This window comes from Umezawaea sp. Da 62-37, from assembly GCF_032460545.1.
Lineage (GTDB): Bacteria > Actinomycetota > Actinomycetes > Mycobacteriales > Pseudonocardiaceae > Umezawaea.
In genome coordinates, this window is the sequence record NZ_CP135965.1 from 2986240 (window position 1) to 3005303 (window position 19064).

A 19064-nucleotide genomic window follows, 5' to 3' on the forward strand; every position below is an offset into this window, starting at 1 on the left:
GGGCCCGACGCCACCCCTGCCGCGGCGCCGAGCCCCCTCCGGGTTCGGTAGGACACCACCGCCCCTGCAGCGGCGACATCCCGTCCGTTCGGTCGAAGCACCACCGCCCCTGCAGCGGTGGAACCCCAACCGGGTTCGGTGAAGGGTTCACCGTCCCTGCGACGGCGAAACCTCCTCCGGTTTCGGAGTGGTCCCACCACCCCTGCGATGGCGGAACCCCCCGAGTTCATGGATCTAGCGGTGCCCTCCCAGGCCGGTCCACTTCAGGCCCGCCCGGCTCAGCACGTCCGGGTCGAGCAGGTTGCGGGTGTCGACGACGACGGGCTGGCGGACCAGTCCGGCGACCTTCGCCCAGTCGAGCGTCCGGAACTCCGGCCACTCGGTGAGGACGACCAGCGCCTCGACGTCCTTCGCCGCGAGGTACGGGTCGTCCACGACCTCCATGCCGACCGCGGCCGACGAGCCGACGCCCATCGCCGGGTCGTAGCCGACCAGGTCGGCGCCCGCCTGCTTGAGCAGCGCGGCCACCGCGAGGGCGGGCGAGTCGCGCAGGTCGTCCGTGCCCGCCTTGAAGGTCAGGCCGAGCACGCCGATCCGCAGGTGCGACAGCGATCCGTTGCGCTTGCCCGTCACGGCGAGCCGGATCTTGTCGACCATCCGCTGCCGCTGCCGGTCGTTGGTGTCGATCGTGGCGCGCAGCAGCCGGAACTCGAAGTCCGCCGCGTCCGCGACCTGGAGCATGGCGTGCGTGTCCTTCGGCAGGCACGAACCGCCCCAGCCCGGCCCCGGCGACAGGAACGACTGGCCGATGCGGCGGTCGTAGCCCATGCCCTCGGTGACGTCGGAGATGTTCGCGCCGAGCCGCTCGCACAGCTCCGCGACCGCGTTGACGTAGGACAGCTTCATCGCGAGGAAGCAGTTGGCCGCGTACTTCACCATTTCGGCGCTGGCCGCGTCGGTGAGCACGGTCGGCGCGCCGAGCCGCGCGTACAGCGCCGCCACCCGCTCCGCCGCGTCCTGGTCGTCGCAGCCGACCACGATGCGGTCCGGGTTCAGGAAGTCCTTCACCGCGGAGCCCTCGCGCAGGAACTCGGGGTTGGAGACGACCGAGATGTCCGGGCGCCCCAGCAGGTCCGACGTCAGCACCGTCGTGCCGACCGGGACCGTGGACTTGTTCACGATGACGCAGCCCTCGGCGAACACCGTGCGGCATTCGTCCACAACGGACTCGACGGCCTTGAGGTCCGCCAGTCCGCCGACGCCCATCGGAGTCGGGACGCAGAGGAACACGACCTCCGCGCCGCCCTCGTGCGCGGTGATGGCGTTGGCGGCGCCCACCACGAACGAGAGGCGGCCGGAGGCGATGCCCTCGGCGACCAGTTCCGGGAGGCCGGGTTCGAGGATGTCGACCTCACCGCGCGTCAGCCGCTCGACCTTCGCCACGTCCACGTCCGCGCACACGACGCGGTGGCCGAGGGAAGCCAGGCAGGCGCCCGTCGTCAGGCCGACGTACCCCGTCCCGATCACTGCGATCCGTCGGATGAACACCTGTGGTCACTCCCCTAGTCCTGTGTCTGGCGGTCGGCGCGCGGGCCGACGGTGTCTAAAGCAGCGTCGTCGAGCCGTGGGCGACCGACGACGTGTACGCGTTGGTGCCGGGGAAGCTCGCCGTGTACCCCTTGAGCAGGACGCCCACGGTGATCAGCAGCGCCGAGGCGGAGTCGCAGCGGGCGGTGCCCGTAGCGTCCGTCACCGCGGTGCACAGCGGGTGTCCCTCGGTGGTGCGGAAGACGACGGTCTCGCCAACGACCGGCGCGCCGGTGTGCTGCTCGGTGAGCCGCGCGTCGATGCTCTTCACCGAGAGGATGCTGGGCAGCGTGATCGCGAGCTTGGCCGATCCGCCGGTCAGCACGGTCACCGCGGCGGGCACGAAGTGCACCGCGACGCCGACCGGCTTCTCGCCGACGGGGACGGTCGTGGTGACCGTCCTGGTCGCCGTGTCGACGACCGACACGGTGCCGGCGAGGAAGTTCGTGATGTAGAGCTTGCCGTCGTCGGGCGTGAGGGCGAGGCCGATGGGCCGGTCACCCACCGCGATCGGCGGGCCGTCGACCACGGAGACCTCGGGGTCGCCCACGTTCTCGAGGTTGAGCACCGACACGGTGTCGGAGCCCGAGTTCGTCACGTAGGCGCGCTTGCCGTCGGCGGTGATGTCGACGCCGTAGGGGACCTGGCCGACCGTCACGACGCGGAGCACGGTCCTGCTGGCCGCGTCGACGACGGCGACGTCCTCGGAGTTCTTGTTGACGACCAGCACGCGGCCGCCGTCGGGCGACACGGCCAGCGAACTGGGCCTGCTGCCGGTGTACACCGACGCGACCACCGTGTTCGTCGTGGCGTCCACGACGGTCAGCGTCGTGGGTCCGGTGACGTCGTTGGCCACGTAGACGGTCCTGCCGTCCGGGGAGATCGCGACGCCGTCCGGGCTGGGGCCGACGTTGATCGTCTTGGCGACGCTGAGGGTGGCGACGTCCACAACGGACAGCGTGCCGTCGCCGTAGTTCGTGACGTACACGTGGCCGCCGTCGGGCGCGACGACGACACCCGCGGGCTTGGAGCCCACGGGGATCCTCGTGTCGACCGAGTTGGTCGGCGCGTCGATCACGGACAGCGTGTTGTCGCTGAGGTTCGTGACATAGCCCCGAGTTCCGTCGAACGCGACGTCCGCCGTGTACGGCGAGCTGCCCGCGTTGTCGGTGACCGTCCGGGTGACGGAGTTGTTCGCCGTGTCGATCACCGAGACACCGCCGCCGTTGTTGGCGACGTAACCGAGTACCCGGCCAATCGGGTCGGCTGACGCCGCGGGCGCGACGGCGACCGCCGACAGCACCGCGGCGACGGCTAACACCGTCGTGGTACGGGAACGATCGAGAACTGGCATGTGGAGCCTCCTGGCGCTGATCCCCGACCTATTCCGGACATCGCGCGCCGAACCGTTGGTGTTAGCCGCTTTCCCGCATCGAGGCGTCCTCGATGGAGTGACGGCGGTCGGCGGCGAAGGCCCGCAGCGCCTCGTCGTCGGTCACGTCGACCATCCTGCCGCCCCACTTGTCGAGCATCGCGCCGTCGACCACGGCGGGCCCGTCCGGGAACGGCCCCCTGGAGCGGAAGCCGAGCAGCTCGTCGAACACGCCGATGTAGTTCTCGGCCTGCGGCCGCCAGTCCAGCACCTTCTCGCACCGCCGCCGCCCGGCCGCGCCGAGTTCGCCGCGCCGGTCGGGGTCGTCGAGCAGGTCCAGCAGCGCCTTGGCGAACCCGTCGACGTCACCGGGCTCCACGTACACCGCGCAGTCGGCCGCCGACACCACGGTCTCGGTCAGCCGGTAGGCCACCACCGGGACGGCGTAGGCCATGTACTCCATGGTCTTGTTCATCGTCGACACGTCGTTCAGCGGGTTCAGCGGGTCCGGCGAGACGCCCGCCGACGCGGTCGAGAGGTAGCGGGAGATCTGCTCCGGCCCGACGCGGCCGGTGAACTCCACGTAGTCGTCCAGGCCCCACGCGGTGCTTTGCTTCTTCAGGTCCTCAAGGCAGTCGCCGAACCCGAGGAGCGCGAAGCGGACGTCGGTGCGGCCGCGGTCGAGCACGATCCGCTTCGCCACCTCCAGGACGCCGTCCACGCCGTCCTGCGGGCCCATGATGCCGAGGTAGGCCACGAGGTGCTTGCCGCCGCGCAGCAGGGCCGGGTCGCCCGCGACCGGCCGCATGACCGACGTGTCGGGGCCCGAGCGCACGACCGCGGTGTGCTCGCGGGGCACGCGCCCCCGTTCCCACGCGATCTTCTGGTACGAGGTGTTCGTGGACGTCACCCGGTCGGCGGTGTGGAACGTCCTGCGCTCCAACCACTTCAGGATCGCGAGCTGCGCGCGCCCGGCGACGCCCTTCGGCTTCCCGAACCGGGACAGGAAGACCTCGGGGTTCAGGTCGTGGTGGTCGAAGAGGAACTTCACCCCCATCGTCCGCCACAGCAGCGCGAGCGCCCAGTAGGTGTCCGGCGGGTTGCACGCCTGGATCACGTGGAAGCGGCCGCGGCGCCACACCTTCTGGCTGAGCCACGCCGTGCGCAGCCAGCAGTACAGGAACTCCCAGGCGTAGCCGACCACGCCGTCGGCCTGCGGCGGCGGCCGGTACTTGTACAGGTGCACCGAGTCCAGCACGGCGTAGGCCGGGTCGTCGGGCCCCTTCGGGCAGATGACCGAGACCTCGTATCCCGCGTTGACCAGCGCCCGGCACTCCAGCCAGACCCTGCGGTCGAGCGGAACCGGGAGGTTCTGCACGATGATCAGCACATGCGGCGCGCGTCTCACTGAACCCTCTTCCTGAGGTGAGCTGACGCTTCGTAGTCGTCCGCCGAGGGCAAAGGGTTACGGCTTCCGGCGAACATCACTGCCTGGCCGCTCACGGCTACGGGGCGTACCGCCGCCCGGTGTAACGCTGAGTGCACCCCATGCCGATATCCGGGGCAAGCGGAAGGTGGTTCGGGGTGTACATCGCTTCTGCGCGGGCCGGCACGCGCACGCGGCTCGGCGCGGTACCGAAAACGGTTGTGGCGCTGGGCGTGGTCAGCCTCCTCACGGACGTGTCCGCGGAGATGATCACCGCGTTCCTGCCCGTGTACCTGCTCTTCAGCCTCAACATCGGTTACGTCCAGTTCGGACTGCTCGACGGTCTGTACACGGGCGCGACCGCGGTGCTGCGGCTGGTGGGAGGGCACTTCGCCGACCGGTTGCGCAGACCGAAGCTGGTCGCGGGCGTGGGCTACGGCCTGTCCGCCCTCACCAAGCTCGTGTTCCCGGCCGTCGGCGCGTCCGCGCTCGGCATCGGCGGCGTGATCGCCGCGGACCGCGCGGGCAAGGGCCTGCGCACCGCGCCGCGCGACGCGCTGATCTCGTTGAGCGTGCCCGGCGACCAGCTCGGCACCGCGTTCGGCGTGCACCGCAGCATGGACACCGTGGGCGCGCTGATCGGCCCCGTCGTGACGTTCCTCATCCTGATGAACCTCGGCACCGCGCCGACCCCGATCTTCGTCGTCAGCTTCGGTTTCGCCGTGCTGGGCCTGATCGTGCTCGGCTTCTTCGTGCCGGAGCGGCCGAAGGCCACCGCCTCGCCCGGCCCCGCGCCGAGCATCAAGGCGGGGCTCGCGCTGCTGAAGGACGTGCCGTTCCGCCGGGCGGGCGTGGTCGCCGCGCTGCTCGGCGTCGCCACCGTCTCCGACGCGTTCGTCTTCGTGCTCGTGCAGCGCACCACCGAGGTCCCGCTCGGCGTGCTGCCGCTGCTGCCGCTCGGCACCGCGCTCACGTTCCTGCTCTTCGCCGCGCCGCTGGGCAGGCTGGCCGACGTGATCGGCCGGTGGCCGGTGTTCTTCGGCGGCCACGTGCTGCTGCTGGGCGTGTACCTGCTGCTGCTGGCGCCCGCGGGCGGCTACGGCGTCGCCATCGCGGCCTTGTTGATGCACGGCCTGTTCTACGCCTCCACCGACGGCGTGCTGTCCGCGTGGACCGGGGCCATGATCCCGCCGTCCCTGCGCGGCTCCGGCCTCGCCGTCGTGCAGACCGGGCAGGCCCTGGCGCGGCTGGTGTCCTCCATCGGCTTCGGCTTCCTGCTCCAGTACGCCGCGCTCGGCACGGCCGTCCTGACGGCCGTCTGCGCCCTCGCCGCGGCCCTCGTGGCGGTGCTCGTGGTGACCCGCAAGGAGACGACGTCGTGACGACCCGCAGCCGGACCGCGCTCGGCGCGCTCCTCATAGTGGTGGTCGTCCTCGCGACCGGCGTCTACCTCTGGCAGGCGGGCGGCCCGTCCGGCACCGCCGCCGCGGCCGCCCCCAGCGGCACGTCCATCACGCTCGTCGACCAGCGCGACGGCGGCGACGCCGTCTCCACCACCGACCCCGGCCAGACCGACGGCCCCCGCACCCCCACCGGCCTGCGCTGCCAGCGGATCTACACCGCGGGCGGCACCACCGCCTGCCTCCGCCTCGCGGGCATCGGCCCCAGCTTCGAGGCCGCCGTCATCGTCGGCGGCACCGAGGTCAAGACCATCCCCCTGCCCGGCGTCCCCAGCCGCGCGCGGGTCTCGGCCTCCGGCAAGATCGTCTCCTGGACCGTCTTCGTCACCGGCGACTCCTACGCCTCCGCGGGCGGCTTCTCCACCCGCACCGGCTACTACGACCTGCGCGACGGCACCCTCGTCGAGTCCCTGGAGACCTTCGGCCTGACCGTCGACGGCGCGGTGCACACGGCGCTGGACGTCAACTACTGGGGCATGACCTTCGAGGCCGACGACACCGGCTTCTACGCCACCGTGGGCACCGGCGGACGGCGTTGGCTCATCAAGGGCTCCATCGGCAGCAGAACGGCCGCCACCGTCCGCCAGGGCCCCGAATGCCCGTCCCTCTCACCGGACGGCAAGCACCTCGCGTACAAGAAGGCGACCAAGTGGGTCGGCCGCTGGGAACTGGCTGTCGAAGACCTGGAGACCGGCACCGAGAAGGTCCTGCCGAACACCTCCGGCATCGACGACCAAGCCGCCTGGCTGGACGACAGCACACTGGCCTACGGCGTCCCCTCCCAGCAGACCGGCGTCCCCGGCGTCTACCGCGTCGCCTCCGACGGCGCCTCCGACCCGGTCCTCATCGCCACCGCGGCCTCCTCCCCCGTGCCCAACCGCTAACCCTGGCGAGAATCCGTCACTCCATGGCATTTCCGCCACTGGTCACGGTCCACAGACGGCCGGGACGATCACTCCATGATCACCATCCCCGCAAAACTCACCGACCCCCTCGCTCGGGAAACCCTCGACTTCCTGCACGCCTCGGTCGCCGAACCCATCGCCAACCACAGCATCCGCGCGTACGTGTACGCCGAATTCCTCGTCGACCACTGGAACGAACGCCACAACAAGGACTACGACCCCGACACCCTCTTCTTCGCCGCCACCCTCCACGACCTGGGCCTGGGCACCGCCGGCGCGAACCACCCGGACCGCTTCGAAGTCGCCGGCGCCGACCTCGCCGTTGACCACCTCCAGAAGAACGGCGTCGCCCAACCCACCATCGACCGCGTGTGGGACGCCATCGCCCTGCACACGTCGCTCGGCATCGCCCAACGCAAGGGCCTCATCAGCAAACTCGTAACCGTCGCCACCGGCATGGACTTCGGCGCCGACTCGGAACCCATCACCGACGCCATGGCAGCCACCCTGCACGCCCACTACCCACGACTCGACTCCGCCAAAACCATGATCACCACCATCACCACCCAGGCAAGGACGAACCCCGCAAAAGCACCACTCGCCTCACTTACCCACTACCTCACCAGAACCGCCCACCTGGGCCCCGACCCCACCATCGCCTCCCGCTGGGACTCCTGACACCACCCCTACCGGCGCAGCCGCCCCCTCGCACCCGGCGCGGAGCGCCCACCGCCCACCGACGCGCAGCGAGGTGCCTTGTCAGGCGCAGCCTGATGCCTTGCCGACGCGCAGCGAGGTGCCCTACACCAGCACAGCCGACATAAGCGAAGCCAGACCTCCCCCTGCCCCCGATACACAGCGCCCTCCTGCACCACCACCGTTTGTCAAGGCATCTTTCCCGCCTTGACAAACGGTGGTGGTGCATTGAGACAATTGCGCGCACGGGGCCGGGCTTCGCCAGACACCCCCACAACCACCGAAAGCCGGACCCCCACAGCCCCCCAGAGGTCCCCCAGACGTGAGAACCCCCCGATACCCAAGGTACTCAGAGGGTCCGACAATTTTCACGCCTCAAGGCCCTCACCACTCAAGGCCCTCACGCCCCAAGCCCCAACCACTCAACGCCCCAACGACTCAAAGCCCCAACCACTCAAGGCCGAAACCAAGCCGTCCTCCACACCTGCCCACACCCCAACAACCCACCAACCGACATAACCTCATACCCCTCCCCCCTCAACGCCCCCACAAGCGACCGAGTCACATCCCCCCGATCAAAGGTCGGCCGAGGCGTCTCATCCCCCACAGGCACCTCAAACCCATCGTGCAACAAGATCACCGCCCCCGGATGCACCGCAGGCAACGCCCGAGCCGCGACCTCGACAGCCGTCCCATCAACCCAATCCGACACGGTCGGCCCCCACACCACCGGATCCAACCCAGCCCGCCGAGCCGCCAAGAACGTCCCCACCGACTGCGCCCCAAAAGCAGGCCGGAACAACCTCACCCGCCGACCGGCCACAGCCTCCAACCGCCGCTTCCCCTCCACCAACAACCGCCGCACCTCACCCGCGGACCTCTCGGTCAACCGCGAATGATCAATCCCGTGCAGCGCGACCTCATGCCCCTCATCCAAGATCCGCCGCAACAAAGCAGGATGCCCCTCAGCCCTTTCCACCAACACGAAGAACGTGGCCAGCACCCCCAACTCCCCCAACGCCTCCAGCACAGCGGGCGTCCCCTCCGGATCCGGCCCGTCGTCGTAAGTCAACGCCACCACCCGCGCGGAAGTCCTCACCCCGCGCACCGACCCAACCGGACTCAACACCCCATCGGTAGCCCGACGAACGCGCCGTTTGGAAGCAGGGGACAACCTCCCCGCCACCCGAGAAGCCAACGACCCGATCACCCCGCAACCCCCGAAGCGATCTCCACGACCTGCCGGGCCGCCCGCTCCCACGTGTAGTGCGCGGCCACTTCCTCAGCTCCCACGAAAGCGCTGTCGTACACCGAATCGTCCAGCAGCAACTGCCCCGCCACCTTCGCCAACTCCTCCGGCTCGTCGGTGGACACCAGGTCCCCGGCCGTGATGATCCCCGGCATCGCGAACGCGTCCCGTCCCACGCACGGCAACCCGCGCGACAACGCCTCCACGAACGCGATCCCGAACCCCTCGAACCGCGACGGCAGCACGAAGAGGTCGTGCGAGTCGTACAGCGCGCCGACCTCGGACACCGGCAGCCGACCGAGGAAATCGACCCCCGGCGGCACCGGCCCGCTCATCGGCCACACGTCGGGCCCCACGACCGTCAGGGTGATCGACGGGTCGACCTCCCGGCGCAGGATCGCCAACGCGCCGACGACCTGGTCGCCGCCCTTGGTCGGGAAGTCCTTGCCCACCATCAACAACCGCCGCCGAGGCCCGGACATCCGCCGGTGGTGCGCGGCCGCGACCCCTGCCGATTCACCGCGAGCGGTCACGCCGGGATTCACGACGTGCACCTTCTCGCGCGGCAGCCCGGTCACCTCGACCAGGTGGTCGGCGAACCAGGAGCTCATCGCCAGCACCCCGGCGGCGGACGCGTACACCTCGCGCTGCCGCTCGGCCGAGCGCTGCACGTCGGAACGCGTCAACGACGGGAAGTGGCTCAGCCCGCCGGGCTGGTCGACGAGCTCGAGCAGCACGTCGTAGCTCAGGTCCTGCAACATCAGGTAGGGCCGGTCGAACGTCGTCAGGTCCTGGATCTGGAGCACCACGTCGCACGGGTTGCGCGACAGCGACCGCCGCAGCGTCCACTCGTCGAACCGCCGGGTCGACGCGGCGTGCCGCCACATCGACACCCAGCGCCCGTCGACCCGCCGCGCGTGCGCGGCCTTGAAGGCGTTGCGCAGCAACGGGGGGTGCTCGACACCGAGGTCGACCACGTCGACCCGCGTCCGCAGCGCCTCGCGCAGGTTCCACGGCGTGTGGGACCACGTGAGCTCCGGCCGCGCGTCCCAACTGCACGCGAATCCCAGCCTCATACCCCGACCCCCGCCTTCACGTCGACCAGGACGGGCGCGTCGACGAGCTGGCCGCGGCGGGCCAGGCGCCAGAGCGCGCCGATGATGCCGATGAACAGGAACAGCACACCGCTGATCATCGGGAAGCCGAGTCCGTCGAAGGTGACGAACGCCAGCGCGCACACCGCGATCGAGGCGGCGAGCGCCTGGCCGAGGTGGCGGTTCTCCTCGTCGTCGGCGCGGACCCTGACGCCGCGCGCGGTGACGAAGCCGACGACGAACAGCAGGATGAGCGAGGTCAGGCCGAAGAAGCCGGTTTCGACGATGCTGCCGAGGAACTGGTTGTCCAGCGTGATGAACGCCTTGGGCAGGAACGTGCCGAAGCCGCGGCCGAACCACGGCGACTGGTCGATGAACTGGCCGACCACGACGTAGTCGTCGGTGCGGCCCTGGATGCTGGGGTCGTCCGCCCAGCCGGTGAACAGGCCGGTGATGGTGCCGACGAGTCCGGGGATCAGCAGCCGCAGCGCGACGACGAACACCGGCGCGACCAGCAGGGCGATGCCGCGGCGGACGCCGGACCAGCCCGCGAAGAGCACGATGAACGCGACGAACATGCCGAGCGTGGCCGAGCGGGACACCGACATGGGGCTGGCGAGTCCGATGAGGACGACCGCGCCCCACCAGAGCCAGCGCCGTTCCTTGACGTAGAAGGCGAGGTGCAGCGCGACCGGGAACACCATGGCCAGCACCACGCCGAACTCGATGGCATGCGAGGCGGTGGCCGAGACCCGGCGGAAGTTCGACCGGTCGGACACGTTGCCGATGTCGTAGTTGATCTTGAGTCCGGGGATGTGCCCGTACAGCTCGGCGACGTTGAACCCGGTGGCGAACTGGAGCAGCCCGATGAACGCGATGATCCCGGTGAGGATGACCACCGTGCGCAGCAGCAGTTCCACGCTCTTGCGGGACTTCAGCATGTCCGCGGCGACGAAGGCGATGCCCATCCACGACATAGTGGTGAGCAGCGCCCGGTCCGCGCCCGAGAGCTGGTCGGCGGGCAGCGGGCTCAGCGTGCCCACGACGTAGGACAGCAGGATCGACAGCACCAGCAGCCCGACCGCGACGCGGGCGGGCTGGAGGTTGGTCTTCACGCCGGAACCGGGCAGCAGCCTGGTGATGAGCCAGAACACCACCAGTCCCATGCCGACGACGCCCGCGGGCGTGCCGCTGGCGCCGAGCGGGCCGATGATCAGCTGGGCGGGCAGGCAGAAGAGCAGCACGGCGAAGAAGGTCAGCAGACCTCGTGCGTCGCCCTTCTCCTGCCGGGTGGGGAGTCCGCGCACGGCGTCAGTCGCGCTGGGACGGCCGCGCGCTCACCTCGAGTTCGGTTCGCGGCCAGGCGACTTGGTCCGGGTTCGGGATCGGGTTGATCCGCTGCGTCTCCTCGGCGACCCGTGGCCTGCGCATCGGCGGACGCTGGCGCTGCGCCTCCGGCACCGGTACGGACTTCACCGTGGGGGCCGCCTGCGGGCTGGGCTTCGGCTGCGCGGCGGGCTGCGGAGCCGGTTGCGCGGCCGGTTTCGGCGCTTGGCCGTTCTGCGCCACGCCGTTGGTCATCGGAGCCGGGGCGGCCGCCACGACCGGCGCCTCGTCCTCGTCCTCGTCGTCCTCGAAGTCGTCCAGGACGTCGACGGGCTCCTGCGCCGCCGTCGCCTTGGCCCGGCGGCGGGTCTGCACGCTCTCCCGCAGGAACGCGATCAGCACGGTCAGCGCCAGCACGACGACCGCCATGCCCGCGAGCGCCCGCATCTGGCTGCCCCGCTGGACTTCTGCGTGCGTCGGCGTGGTCACCGGGCTCGTGGTGATGAGCAGGTTCTCCGGCGCCTTGAGGTCGACCTGGTTCTGGGTCAGCAGCTCGGTCATCGACTTCTCGATGACCTGCGCGGTGCGCAGCGCCGCCGCGCGGTCCTTGGAGTTCGCGGTGACCTGGAGCATCGGCGCCTCACCCGGCACGATGTCCACCAGGTACTCGGCGGTGCCGCCCTTGCCCACCATCTCCTCGACCGTGGACTTGTCGTTCATCCGCCGGGCGGTGATCTCGGCGACGATGCCCAACGACCCGCCGAACCCGAGGTACGGGTTCGCCTGACCGGCCTGCGTCGACCCCACCTGGGCGGGGACGAGCAGCACGTCGGACGCCTTGACCTCGTAGGTCGGCGGGACCATGAAGAAGATGCCGATGGCGGCCGCGACCATCACCGAGACGCCGATGGTCACCACGACCCACTGCTTGCCGAGCACCTTGAGGGCGCTGACGAAGTCGACATCCGTGCCGGGGGCCTCCCGCGCACTGGTGAGCACCACTCGACGCCCGCGTTTCTTGTCCTGGCTCATTCGAGAACCTCCAATCGGTGGATGCCCTGGCCTTCGAGCTGGGGAGGAGCCGATCCGTGGAGGGTGCCGGGAACGGTTGGGTCCGAAGTGGACAGGAGGCTTCGGTCTCCATCGGCAAGGCGGGTATTCCGCGGATCATGCCGGGGGTGGTGGTGAAGCGAGCGTACCGGTATCGCTTCTACCCCACCGCCGGGCAAGCCGTGGAGTTGTCGCGGACCTTCGGTTGCGTTCGGCTGGTCTACAACCGGGCGTTGGCCACCCGTACCACCATGTGGCGTCAGGAAAAGCGACGCGTCGGCTACGCGGACGCGTCGGCGTTGCTCACCGCGTGGAAGCAGACCGACGAGCTCGGGTTCCTCAACGAGGTGTCGTCGGTGCCGTTGCAGCAGTGCCTGCGGCACCAGCAGAAGGCGTTCACCAATTTCTTCGGCAAACGAGCCGCGTACCCGAAGTTCAAGTCCCGCAAGCCGTCGCGCGCGTCTGCGGAGTACACCCGGTCCGGGTTCCGGTGGCGCGATGGCCGGCTCACGCTGGCCAAGATGAACGAGCCCCTGGCCATCGTGTGGTCGCGCCCACTGCCCGAGGGGGCCGAACCCTCGACCGTGACCGCGTCTCGCGACCCGGCAGGGCGATGGCACGTGTCGATCCTGGTCGAGGCCACCATCGACCCGCTTGCGCCCACGGCGGCGGAGGTCGGTGTCGACGCCGGACTGGCCTGCCTGCTGACGCTGTCCACCGGGGAGAAGATCGCCAACCCGAGGCATGAGCACCGGGAGCGGGTTGCGCTGGCCCGTGCGCAGCGGAACCTGGCCCGCAAGGCCAAGGGCTCGAACAACCGGGCCAAGGCCAGGGTGGAGGTCGCCCGCGTGCACGCCCGGATCGCCGACCGACGGCGGGACCTGCTGCACAAGCTGACCACTCGACTCGTTCGTGAGAACCAAACGATCGTGATCGAGGACCTGGCAGTCCGCAACATGGTCCGCAACCGCAACCTGGCCAGGGCGATCAACGACGCGTCGTGGTCGGAATTCCGATCCATGCTGGTTTACAAGGCGGGCTGGTACGACCGAACGGTAGTCGTGGTGGACCGGTGGTACCCATCCAGCAAGACCTGCTCGCGGTGCGGACATCTGCTCGACGCGTTGCCGTTGGGTCTGCGGTCGTGGACCTGCCCCGGTTGCGGCGAGATCCACGACCGGGATGTCAACGCCGCACGAAACATCCTGGCCGCCGGGCGGGCGGTCACAGCCTGTGGAGACGGAGTCAGACCAAACCGACGCCAGTAGTCGGTGGGGCATCTGTCGGAACCTCCCTTCCAAGGGGGAAGAAACAGGAACTGTCCGCCGTGAGGTGGACGGGAATCCTCGGTCACTCATGACTGGGGAGGACGTCAATCGAGCACCTCCACCCCGTTGGCCCTGGCCAGCTCCCGTTGCCACACTTCCAGCGACAGCAGGGTCCACAACCGCGGCTGTTCGTTCCTGCTGCCGGAGTCGTGCTCCGCCAGCAGCGTCCGCACGGCCGTCCGGTCCAGCACCTCGCCGACGAACGACGAGGGGCCGGTCAGCAGGTCGTGCGCCATGTCCCGCAGCCCGCCCCGGAACCAGGCGTCGAGCGGCACCTTGAAACCGGCCTTCTTGCGGTCGACCACCTCGTCGGGCAGATGGGCTCGTGCCACTTCCTTGACCACCCACTTCGTGACGCCCTTGCGCACCTTCACCGAGCTGGGCAGCGTGAACGCCAGCTCCACCAGCCGGTGGTCGAGGAAGGGCGGGCGGAGTTCGAGGGACGCGGCCATCGACATGCGGTCGCCGCGTTCGAGCAGGTTGTCCGCGAGCCACGAGTGCGAGTCCGCGTAGAGCATGCGGTGCAGGGCGTCGCCCCGGCCGCGCTCGTAGGGGCCCGTGGCGCTGCGGGTCGCCGGTCCGCCGAGCAGCGCGTCGCGCTCCTGCACGGTGAACGGCGCGAACCAGCCGCGCATGCGTTCGGCGGCGGTGGGTTCGGCCATCGCCCGCACGGCGACGCCGAGTCGGGCGCGACTGGCGGGCAGGGCGCGTTCCAGGCGGTGCAGGGCGGGTCCGCGCAGGGCGGCGGGCACGACGCCCGCCCACCGGGTCGCCTGGGAGAAGCGGTGCTTCGGGTAGCCGCCGAACAGCTCGTCGCTGCCTTCGCCGGACAGCACGACCTTCACGTCGCGGCGGGCGAGCTGCGCCAGCTTGAACACCGCCACGTCGGCGGGTTCGGACAGCGGCGCGTCCCGGTGCCAGCTCAGGTTCGCCCACGACTCGCGGAAGTCGTCCGCGGTCACGATCACGTCGTGGTGCTCGCTGCCGACGATCTTCGCGACCTTGTGCGCCCAGTCCAGCTCGTCCACGCGGGGATCGCCGAAGCCCGCGGAGAACGTGTGCAGCCCGGCGCCCTCGCGGGCCCGTGCCACCAGTGCGGTGATCAGGCTGCTGTCCACGCCGCCGGACAGGTACGCGCCGACCGGCACGTCGGCCACCAAGGCGTCGCGCACCGACTCGTCGAGCGCGTTCGCCACCAGCCGCACGGCCTCCTCGGGCGTGTGCGCGGCGACGACCGGCTCGCGGGGCAGCTCCCAGTAGGGCGCCAGGGTGACGGCACCGGCTGCGCTGAGCCGCAGCCGGTGCCCCTGCGGCACCTTGCGGACGCCCTCCACGAGCGTGAAGGGCGCTGGTACCGAGCGGTGGGCGAGGTAGTCGTGCAGGCTGGCCCGGTCGACCTCGCGGCGACCGATGACCGGGAACAGGGCCTTGATCTCCGAGGCGAACGCGAAGACCTCGGAGTCGACGTAGTAGTACAGCGGCAGCACGCCCATGCGGTCGCGCACCAGGTGCAGGTCGCCGGTCTCGGCGTCGTGCACGGCGTAGGCGAACTGGCCGCGCAGCTTGCGCACGCCGTCGATGCCGTGGCGCTCGTAGAGGGCCAGCAGCACCTCGGTGTCGCCGCCCGTGCGGTACGGGTAGTCCACTTCGGACCGGAGCTGCCGGTAGTTGAGGATCTCGCCGTTGAACGCGACCGTGCGCAGCCCGTCGTGGCTCGCCATCGGCTGCGCGGACGAGCCGAGGTCGATGATGGAGAGCCTGGTGTGCGCGAACCCGGTCGCCCCGGACGCCCAGACGCCCGAGTCGTCCGGTCCCCTGTGGACCAGCCGCGACGCCATGGCGCGCAGCAGGTCCTGGTCGACGGGCGCGCCGTCGAGCCTGCGGTACCCCGCTATCCCGCACACGGGCGGCCTCCCTCGGCCAGCTCGACGAGCTGCCGCGCGCGCGAGTCCCAGGACGCCGGGAGCACCGACTCGCGCAGTTGCTCGCGGGACACCGGGGCGCCCTCGACGAGCGAGACGCCGATCAGCTCCACGAAGCCGTCGCGGTCCTTGGCCACCCGCACCCGGTCGGTGTAGTGGTCGATCTCGGGGAAGTCCGTCGTCACGACCGGCAGGCCGAGCGCGAGGTACTCCTTGAGCTTGATGGGGTTCGCGTGCTTGATCCAGTCGTTGTCGAGCCACGGCATGAGCGCGACGTCGAACGCGGTGCCGTAGGCCGGGATCTGCTCGTAGGGCTTGAACCCGAGCCAGTGCACGTTGGGGTACTTGGCGAACCGCTCCATCGAGCAGGTCGCGTCGCCGATCAGGACCAGCGAGGCGTCCGGCAGCGAGGCCGCGACGTGCTCCAGCAGGTCGAAGTCGACGAGATAGTCGTCCAGGCTGCCGAAGAACCCGATGATCGGGCCTGCGACGCCCGCCAGGTCGGCGGGGATCTCGGCGGCCGGGCGGCGGCGGAAGTGCTCGAGGTCCACGCCGTGGTCGAGGAAGTACGAGCGGTCGCCGGTGGCGCCGTGCTCCTGCTCCTGGAGCGCCCGGCTGACGTAGAGCACGTGGTCGGAGTGAGCGAGCAGCTCGTCCTCCAGCGCGGCGATGGTCTTCTGGTCGGACTCCGGGAACGCGGAGTGCCGGTCGGAGCGGTTGAACAGCAGCGACTCGCGCTTCATCGGCGACACCACGTCCCAGGCGGTGGGGATGGTCGCCACGACGACCGGGCTCCCCATCCGCAGCACGGCGCAGACCGCGCGCACCTGGGCCCGCACCAGCACCGAGTTCAGCTTGCGCAGCCACGGCTTGCCGTAGAACGGCAGCGGCAGCGGGGTCATCACGTGGAAGCCGGGGACGTCGGGCAGCGGTCTGCGCACCAGCATCGCCACGCTGCGCGCCTTGCGCAGGATGCGGCGGAGGAACTGGGTGCTGCGGCCGGGCAGCGGCATCCGCAGGCCGATGCTGTTGACGAGCAGCACCTTGCGCCGCTCGGCGACGCGGGTCAGCAGCTGGAAGTCGGAGTGCGCCCGGTTGTGGTACCACCAGTCCTGGGCGGAGAAGCACAGGTAGCTCGGCGCGCCGGAGTCGACCGCGGCCGCGGCGTCCAGCGGGGTGGGCCACCGCCTCATGCCGACCAGTCCGCGCAACGCCGCGCGGTGCCTGGTCCGCGACTCCGCGTCACCGCGCACCGAGCGCAGCAGTTCGTTGAGCGCCACGGCGAACCACATCGGCACGGCGCCTGCGAGGCCGTGGCGCTCCCGGTGCAGCCGCACCTTGTTCGCCACCATCAGCGACCACAGCCGTGCCGAGGACTCCAGTTCGCCGCCGAGGTGCACCGCCCTCGCGGCGGGCTCGTAGCGCACGGCGAACCCGCCGCGGCGGGCCCGGAGCATGAACTCGGTCTCCTCGGAGTACAGCAGGTAGCGGTCGTCCAGCGCGCCCAGGACGTTCAGGCACTCCCTGGTGATCAGCCACGCGGCGCCGGACACCCAGTCGGCCGCGCCTGCTTCCCGGTAGGCGGCGGGATCGGTCACGGTCTCGCCCAGCGGGCGGTACCGCCCGGCCCGCGTGCCGCCCAGCACGGCCTCGGCCAGCGTGCGCAGGACCGTCGGCGCGCGGCGCAACGACTTCTGCGGCACGCCGTCGCCGTCCACAAGGGCCGGTGCGACCACGCCGACGCGGCGGGTGGCGGCGGCCCTCAGGAGCGCGACCGAACCGGGGGCGAGCCGGATGTCGGCGTTGAGCACGAGCACGTCGCAGTCCGGGGCCGCGGCGATGCCCGCGTTCACCCCGGCGGCGAAACCGTCGTTGGCGGAGCGCGCGACGACCGTCGCGGTGGGAGCGATCCGCGCCACGACCTCGCGGGTGCCGTCGGTGGAGGCGTTGTCCACCACCACGACGCGGGACTCGCCCGCGCCGCTGAGCGCTTGCGGAAGCGCCGCCAGGCACCCCTGCACCACGTCCGCGCTCTGGTAGGTCACGACGACCACGGCCAGGGGGCGGACAGGCCGATGGGGCTCGGCAACGGGGAACTGCTTCACGGCCACGTCCTCGGAAAGCCTCGACGCACGGGTGCGGTCCCGGTGCGCGAACAACTCGGCATCATCTCTTGCTAGATCGACCAGGAAGAGGGGGTCGTTACGCTCCGTCCACCGTCCGGACCAACGAACACGCAGAGTTCTCCCGGAATCCACCTGCGTCACGGGAACACCCCCGGTACCACCAGGGATACCGGGGGTGTGCGTTCCCGTGTCTCAGGGGATGTCAGCCCTGGGCCTTGACCGCTTTGCCGTTCTGGTCCACGTTGCCGCCCGCGTCCGCGTTACCCGGTAGCGCGTTGTGGAACGGCGCGTACTTGTACTCCGTGGTGAGCACGTTGTCCTTCACGACGAACGGCGGGGAGGCGGCCGCGAAGATCAGGTGGTTCGAGCGGGTGATGAAGTTCTGCTCGATCGTCCAGTTCTTGCTGACCGCGTTCGCGCCCGACCCGGCACCGGGGTCGTTGTAGATGCCGATGCCGTTGTGAGTGTAGTCGCCGTCGCTGCGGATGCCGTCGATGTAGTTGTGCTTCACGACACCGTTGCTGGCGTTCGGGTTCATGTTGATCACATCGGTGTGATCGCCGCTCTGGAAGTACGTGTCGTGCAGGAAGTTGTCCTGGATCAGGTACGGGCCCTGGCCCTGGACCATGATCGCGATGTTGAAGCCGTAGATGTTGTTCCGCAGGAACGTGCCGTCGCGGTAGGCCACGATGCCGTTGCCGGAGAGGCCCTTGCCGTTCGGCGCGATCGTGGTGTCCTGCACGGTCACCGTGCCGCCCTCGATCCACAGGGCGTGGAACTCGCCGCCGTAGACGCGGGACTGCGAGACGACGAGGTTGGTGGTCTCCGGCAGGTCGATGTGCAGCATGCCCGCGACCAGGTACTTCTCGATCCGGTAGGGATCGGCCTGCGACCCGCTGCCGGGGAGGCCCTGCTTCTTGATCCAGTCCGCGTCGACGAGCTGGTCGCCGCGGACCTCCTTGAGGTCGGAGACCTGGACGCCGGTGTTGGAGGCGTTCGGCCAGCCCGTGAGGCCCTGCGAGGGCGCGGGCGGCGGCTTCGGGAGCGCGGGCGGGGGCGCGACCGGAGAGGAGGTGGGGGCGTCGCTGCTGCTCGACGGGGCCGAGGAGGCCGTGGAGGACGGCGGCGCGCTGGACGACGGGGTCTCGGTCGTCCGGACGGGGGACAGCACCGGGCTCGACGTCGAGGCGACCGGCCTGGCGCGCGCCGGGTTGCAGGCGGCGACACCGATGACCGCGATGACGAGGAGGGCGGAGGAGGCCAACAGCTTGCGGGTACGACGGCTGTCGTTGACCTGTCTTGACGACGTGCGGGGATGCACGAGTGGAGCCCACCTTTCGTTGGACGGTTCGATGACCGGAGACGAATCCCCCGCGAGCGCCCGGTCGGCGTGCCACGGCACCGTTATACCCCGGTTACCGTTTAGGCGGTCGAACGGTAACCCAAGGTCCGGGAGGTTGCACTGCGCCGAACGGGCCAACCCGAAGCCTCCACCGACAATGGAAAGCTAAAAAGCGAGTCAT

General features: G+C 70.2%; 14 protein-coding genes. 4 read left to right on the plus strand and 10 right to left on the minus strand.

The window, feature by feature from the left end; all coding sequences use genetic code 11:
* Positions 1-234 precede the first annotated feature (234 nt).
* From RM788_RS13000 to RM788_RS13010, 3 genes are all read right to left on the minus strand, one after another.
* Positions 235-1548 (minus strand): UDP-glucose dehydrogenase family protein, encoded by a 1314-nt coding sequence (locus RM788_RS13000; protein ID WP_315931888.1) that lies wholly within the window; start codon positions 1546-1548, stop codon positions 235-237.
* 55 nt (positions 1549-1603) lie between these two features.
* Entirely contained in the window at positions 1604-2941 is a 1338-nt protein-coding gene (locus RM788_RS13005) for a YVTN family beta-propeller repeat protein (protein WP_315931889.1), read from the minus strand.
* 61 nt (positions 2942-3002) lie between these two features.
* Complete coding sequence (locus tag RM788_RS13010) at positions 3003-4367, minus strand: glycosyltransferase family 4 protein (RefSeq protein ID WP_315931890.1); 1365 nt, start codon at positions 4365-4367, stop codon at positions 3003-3005.
* Positions 4368-4543: 176 nt separating this feature from the next.
* Between RM788_RS13010 and RM788_RS13015 the strand changes: the two genes are divergently transcribed.
* The 3 genes from RM788_RS13015 (at position 4544) to RM788_RS13025 (ending at position 7428) form a co-directional block, all read left to right on the plus strand.
* The gene (locus RM788_RS13015) at positions 4544-5767 is read left to right on the plus strand and encodes an MFS transporter (RefSeq protein ID WP_315931891.1); all 1224 of its coding nucleotides are present in this window, start codon (positions 4544-4546) and stop codon (positions 5765-5767) included.
* Positions 5764-6729 (plus strand): TolB-like translocation protein, encoded by a 966-nt coding sequence (locus RM788_RS13020; protein ID WP_315931892.1) that lies wholly within the window; start codon positions 5764-5766, stop codon positions 6727-6729. The genes RM788_RS13015 and RM788_RS13020 overlap by 4 nt, the downstream gene beginning before the upstream one ends.
* 75 nt (positions 6730-6804) lie before the next feature.
* Entirely contained in the window at positions 6805-7428 is a 624-nt protein-coding gene (locus RM788_RS13025) for an HD domain-containing protein (protein WP_315931893.1), read from the plus strand.
* A gap of 472 nt (positions 7429-7900) precedes the next feature.
* On the opposite strand, the gene RM788_RS52965 is transcribed toward RM788_RS13025, so the two are convergent.
* Genes RM788_RS52965 through RM788_RS13040 form a run of 4 tightly spaced genes read right to left on the minus strand, consistent with a single transcriptional unit; the run spans position 7901 to position 12147 of the window.
* Positions 7901-8707 carry a polysaccharide deacetylase family protein gene (locus RM788_RS52965; protein ID WP_399343442.1) on the minus strand — a complete coding sequence of 269 codons (807 nt, stop codon included), beginning with the start codon at positions 8705-8707 and terminating at the stop codon, positions 7901-7903.
* Positions 8653-9771, minus strand: a complete 1119-nt coding sequence (locus tag RM788_RS13030; RefSeq protein WP_315931894.1) for a glycosyltransferase family 4 protein — start codon at positions 9769-9771, stop codon at positions 8653-8655. Before RM788_RS13030 ends, RM788_RS52965 begins: the two co-directional genes overlap by 55 nt.
* Positions 9768-11096, minus strand: coding sequence for an O-antigen ligase family protein (locus RM788_RS13035; protein ID WP_315931895.1), 1329 nt, complete (start codon positions 11094-11096; stop codon positions 9768-9770). Before RM788_RS13035 ends, RM788_RS13030 begins: the two co-directional genes overlap by 4 nt.
* Positions 11097-11100: 4 nt before the next feature.
* The gene (locus RM788_RS13040; protein ID WP_315931896.1) at positions 11101-12147 is read right to left on the minus strand and encodes a YveK family protein; all 1047 of its coding nucleotides are present in this window, start codon (positions 12145-12147) and stop codon (positions 11101-11103) included.
* A gap of 146 nt (positions 12148-12293) precedes the next feature.
* Between RM788_RS13040 and RM788_RS13045 the strand changes: the two genes are divergently transcribed.
* Positions 12294-13433, plus strand: coding sequence for an RNA-guided endonuclease InsQ/TnpB family protein (locus RM788_RS13045; RefSeq protein WP_315931897.1), 1140 nt, complete (start codon positions 12294-12296; stop codon positions 13431-13433).
* 104 nt (positions 13434-13537) lie between these two features.
* Here RM788_RS13045 and asnB read toward each other — a convergent pair whose 3' ends face one another.
* The 3 genes from asnB to RM788_RS13060 form a co-directional block, all read right to left on the minus strand.
* Complete coding sequence (gene asnB / locus RM788_RS13050; protein WP_315931898.1) at positions 13538-15397, minus strand: asparagine synthase (glutamine-hydrolyzing); 1860 nt, start codon at positions 15395-15397, stop codon at positions 13538-13540.
* Positions 15385-17520 carry a glycosyltransferase gene (locus RM788_RS13055; RefSeq protein ID WP_315931899.1) on the minus strand — a complete coding sequence of 712 codons (2136 nt, stop codon included), beginning with the start codon at positions 17518-17520 and terminating at the stop codon, positions 15385-15387. Before RM788_RS13055 ends, asnB begins: the two co-directional genes overlap by 13 nt.
* Before the next feature lie 223 nt (positions 17521-17743).
* Positions 17744-18862 (minus strand): hypothetical protein, encoded by a 1119-nt coding sequence (locus RM788_RS13060; RefSeq protein WP_315931900.1) that lies wholly within the window; start codon positions 18860-18862, stop codon positions 17744-17746.
* Between the last annotated feature and the right edge of the window lie 202 nt (positions 18863-19064).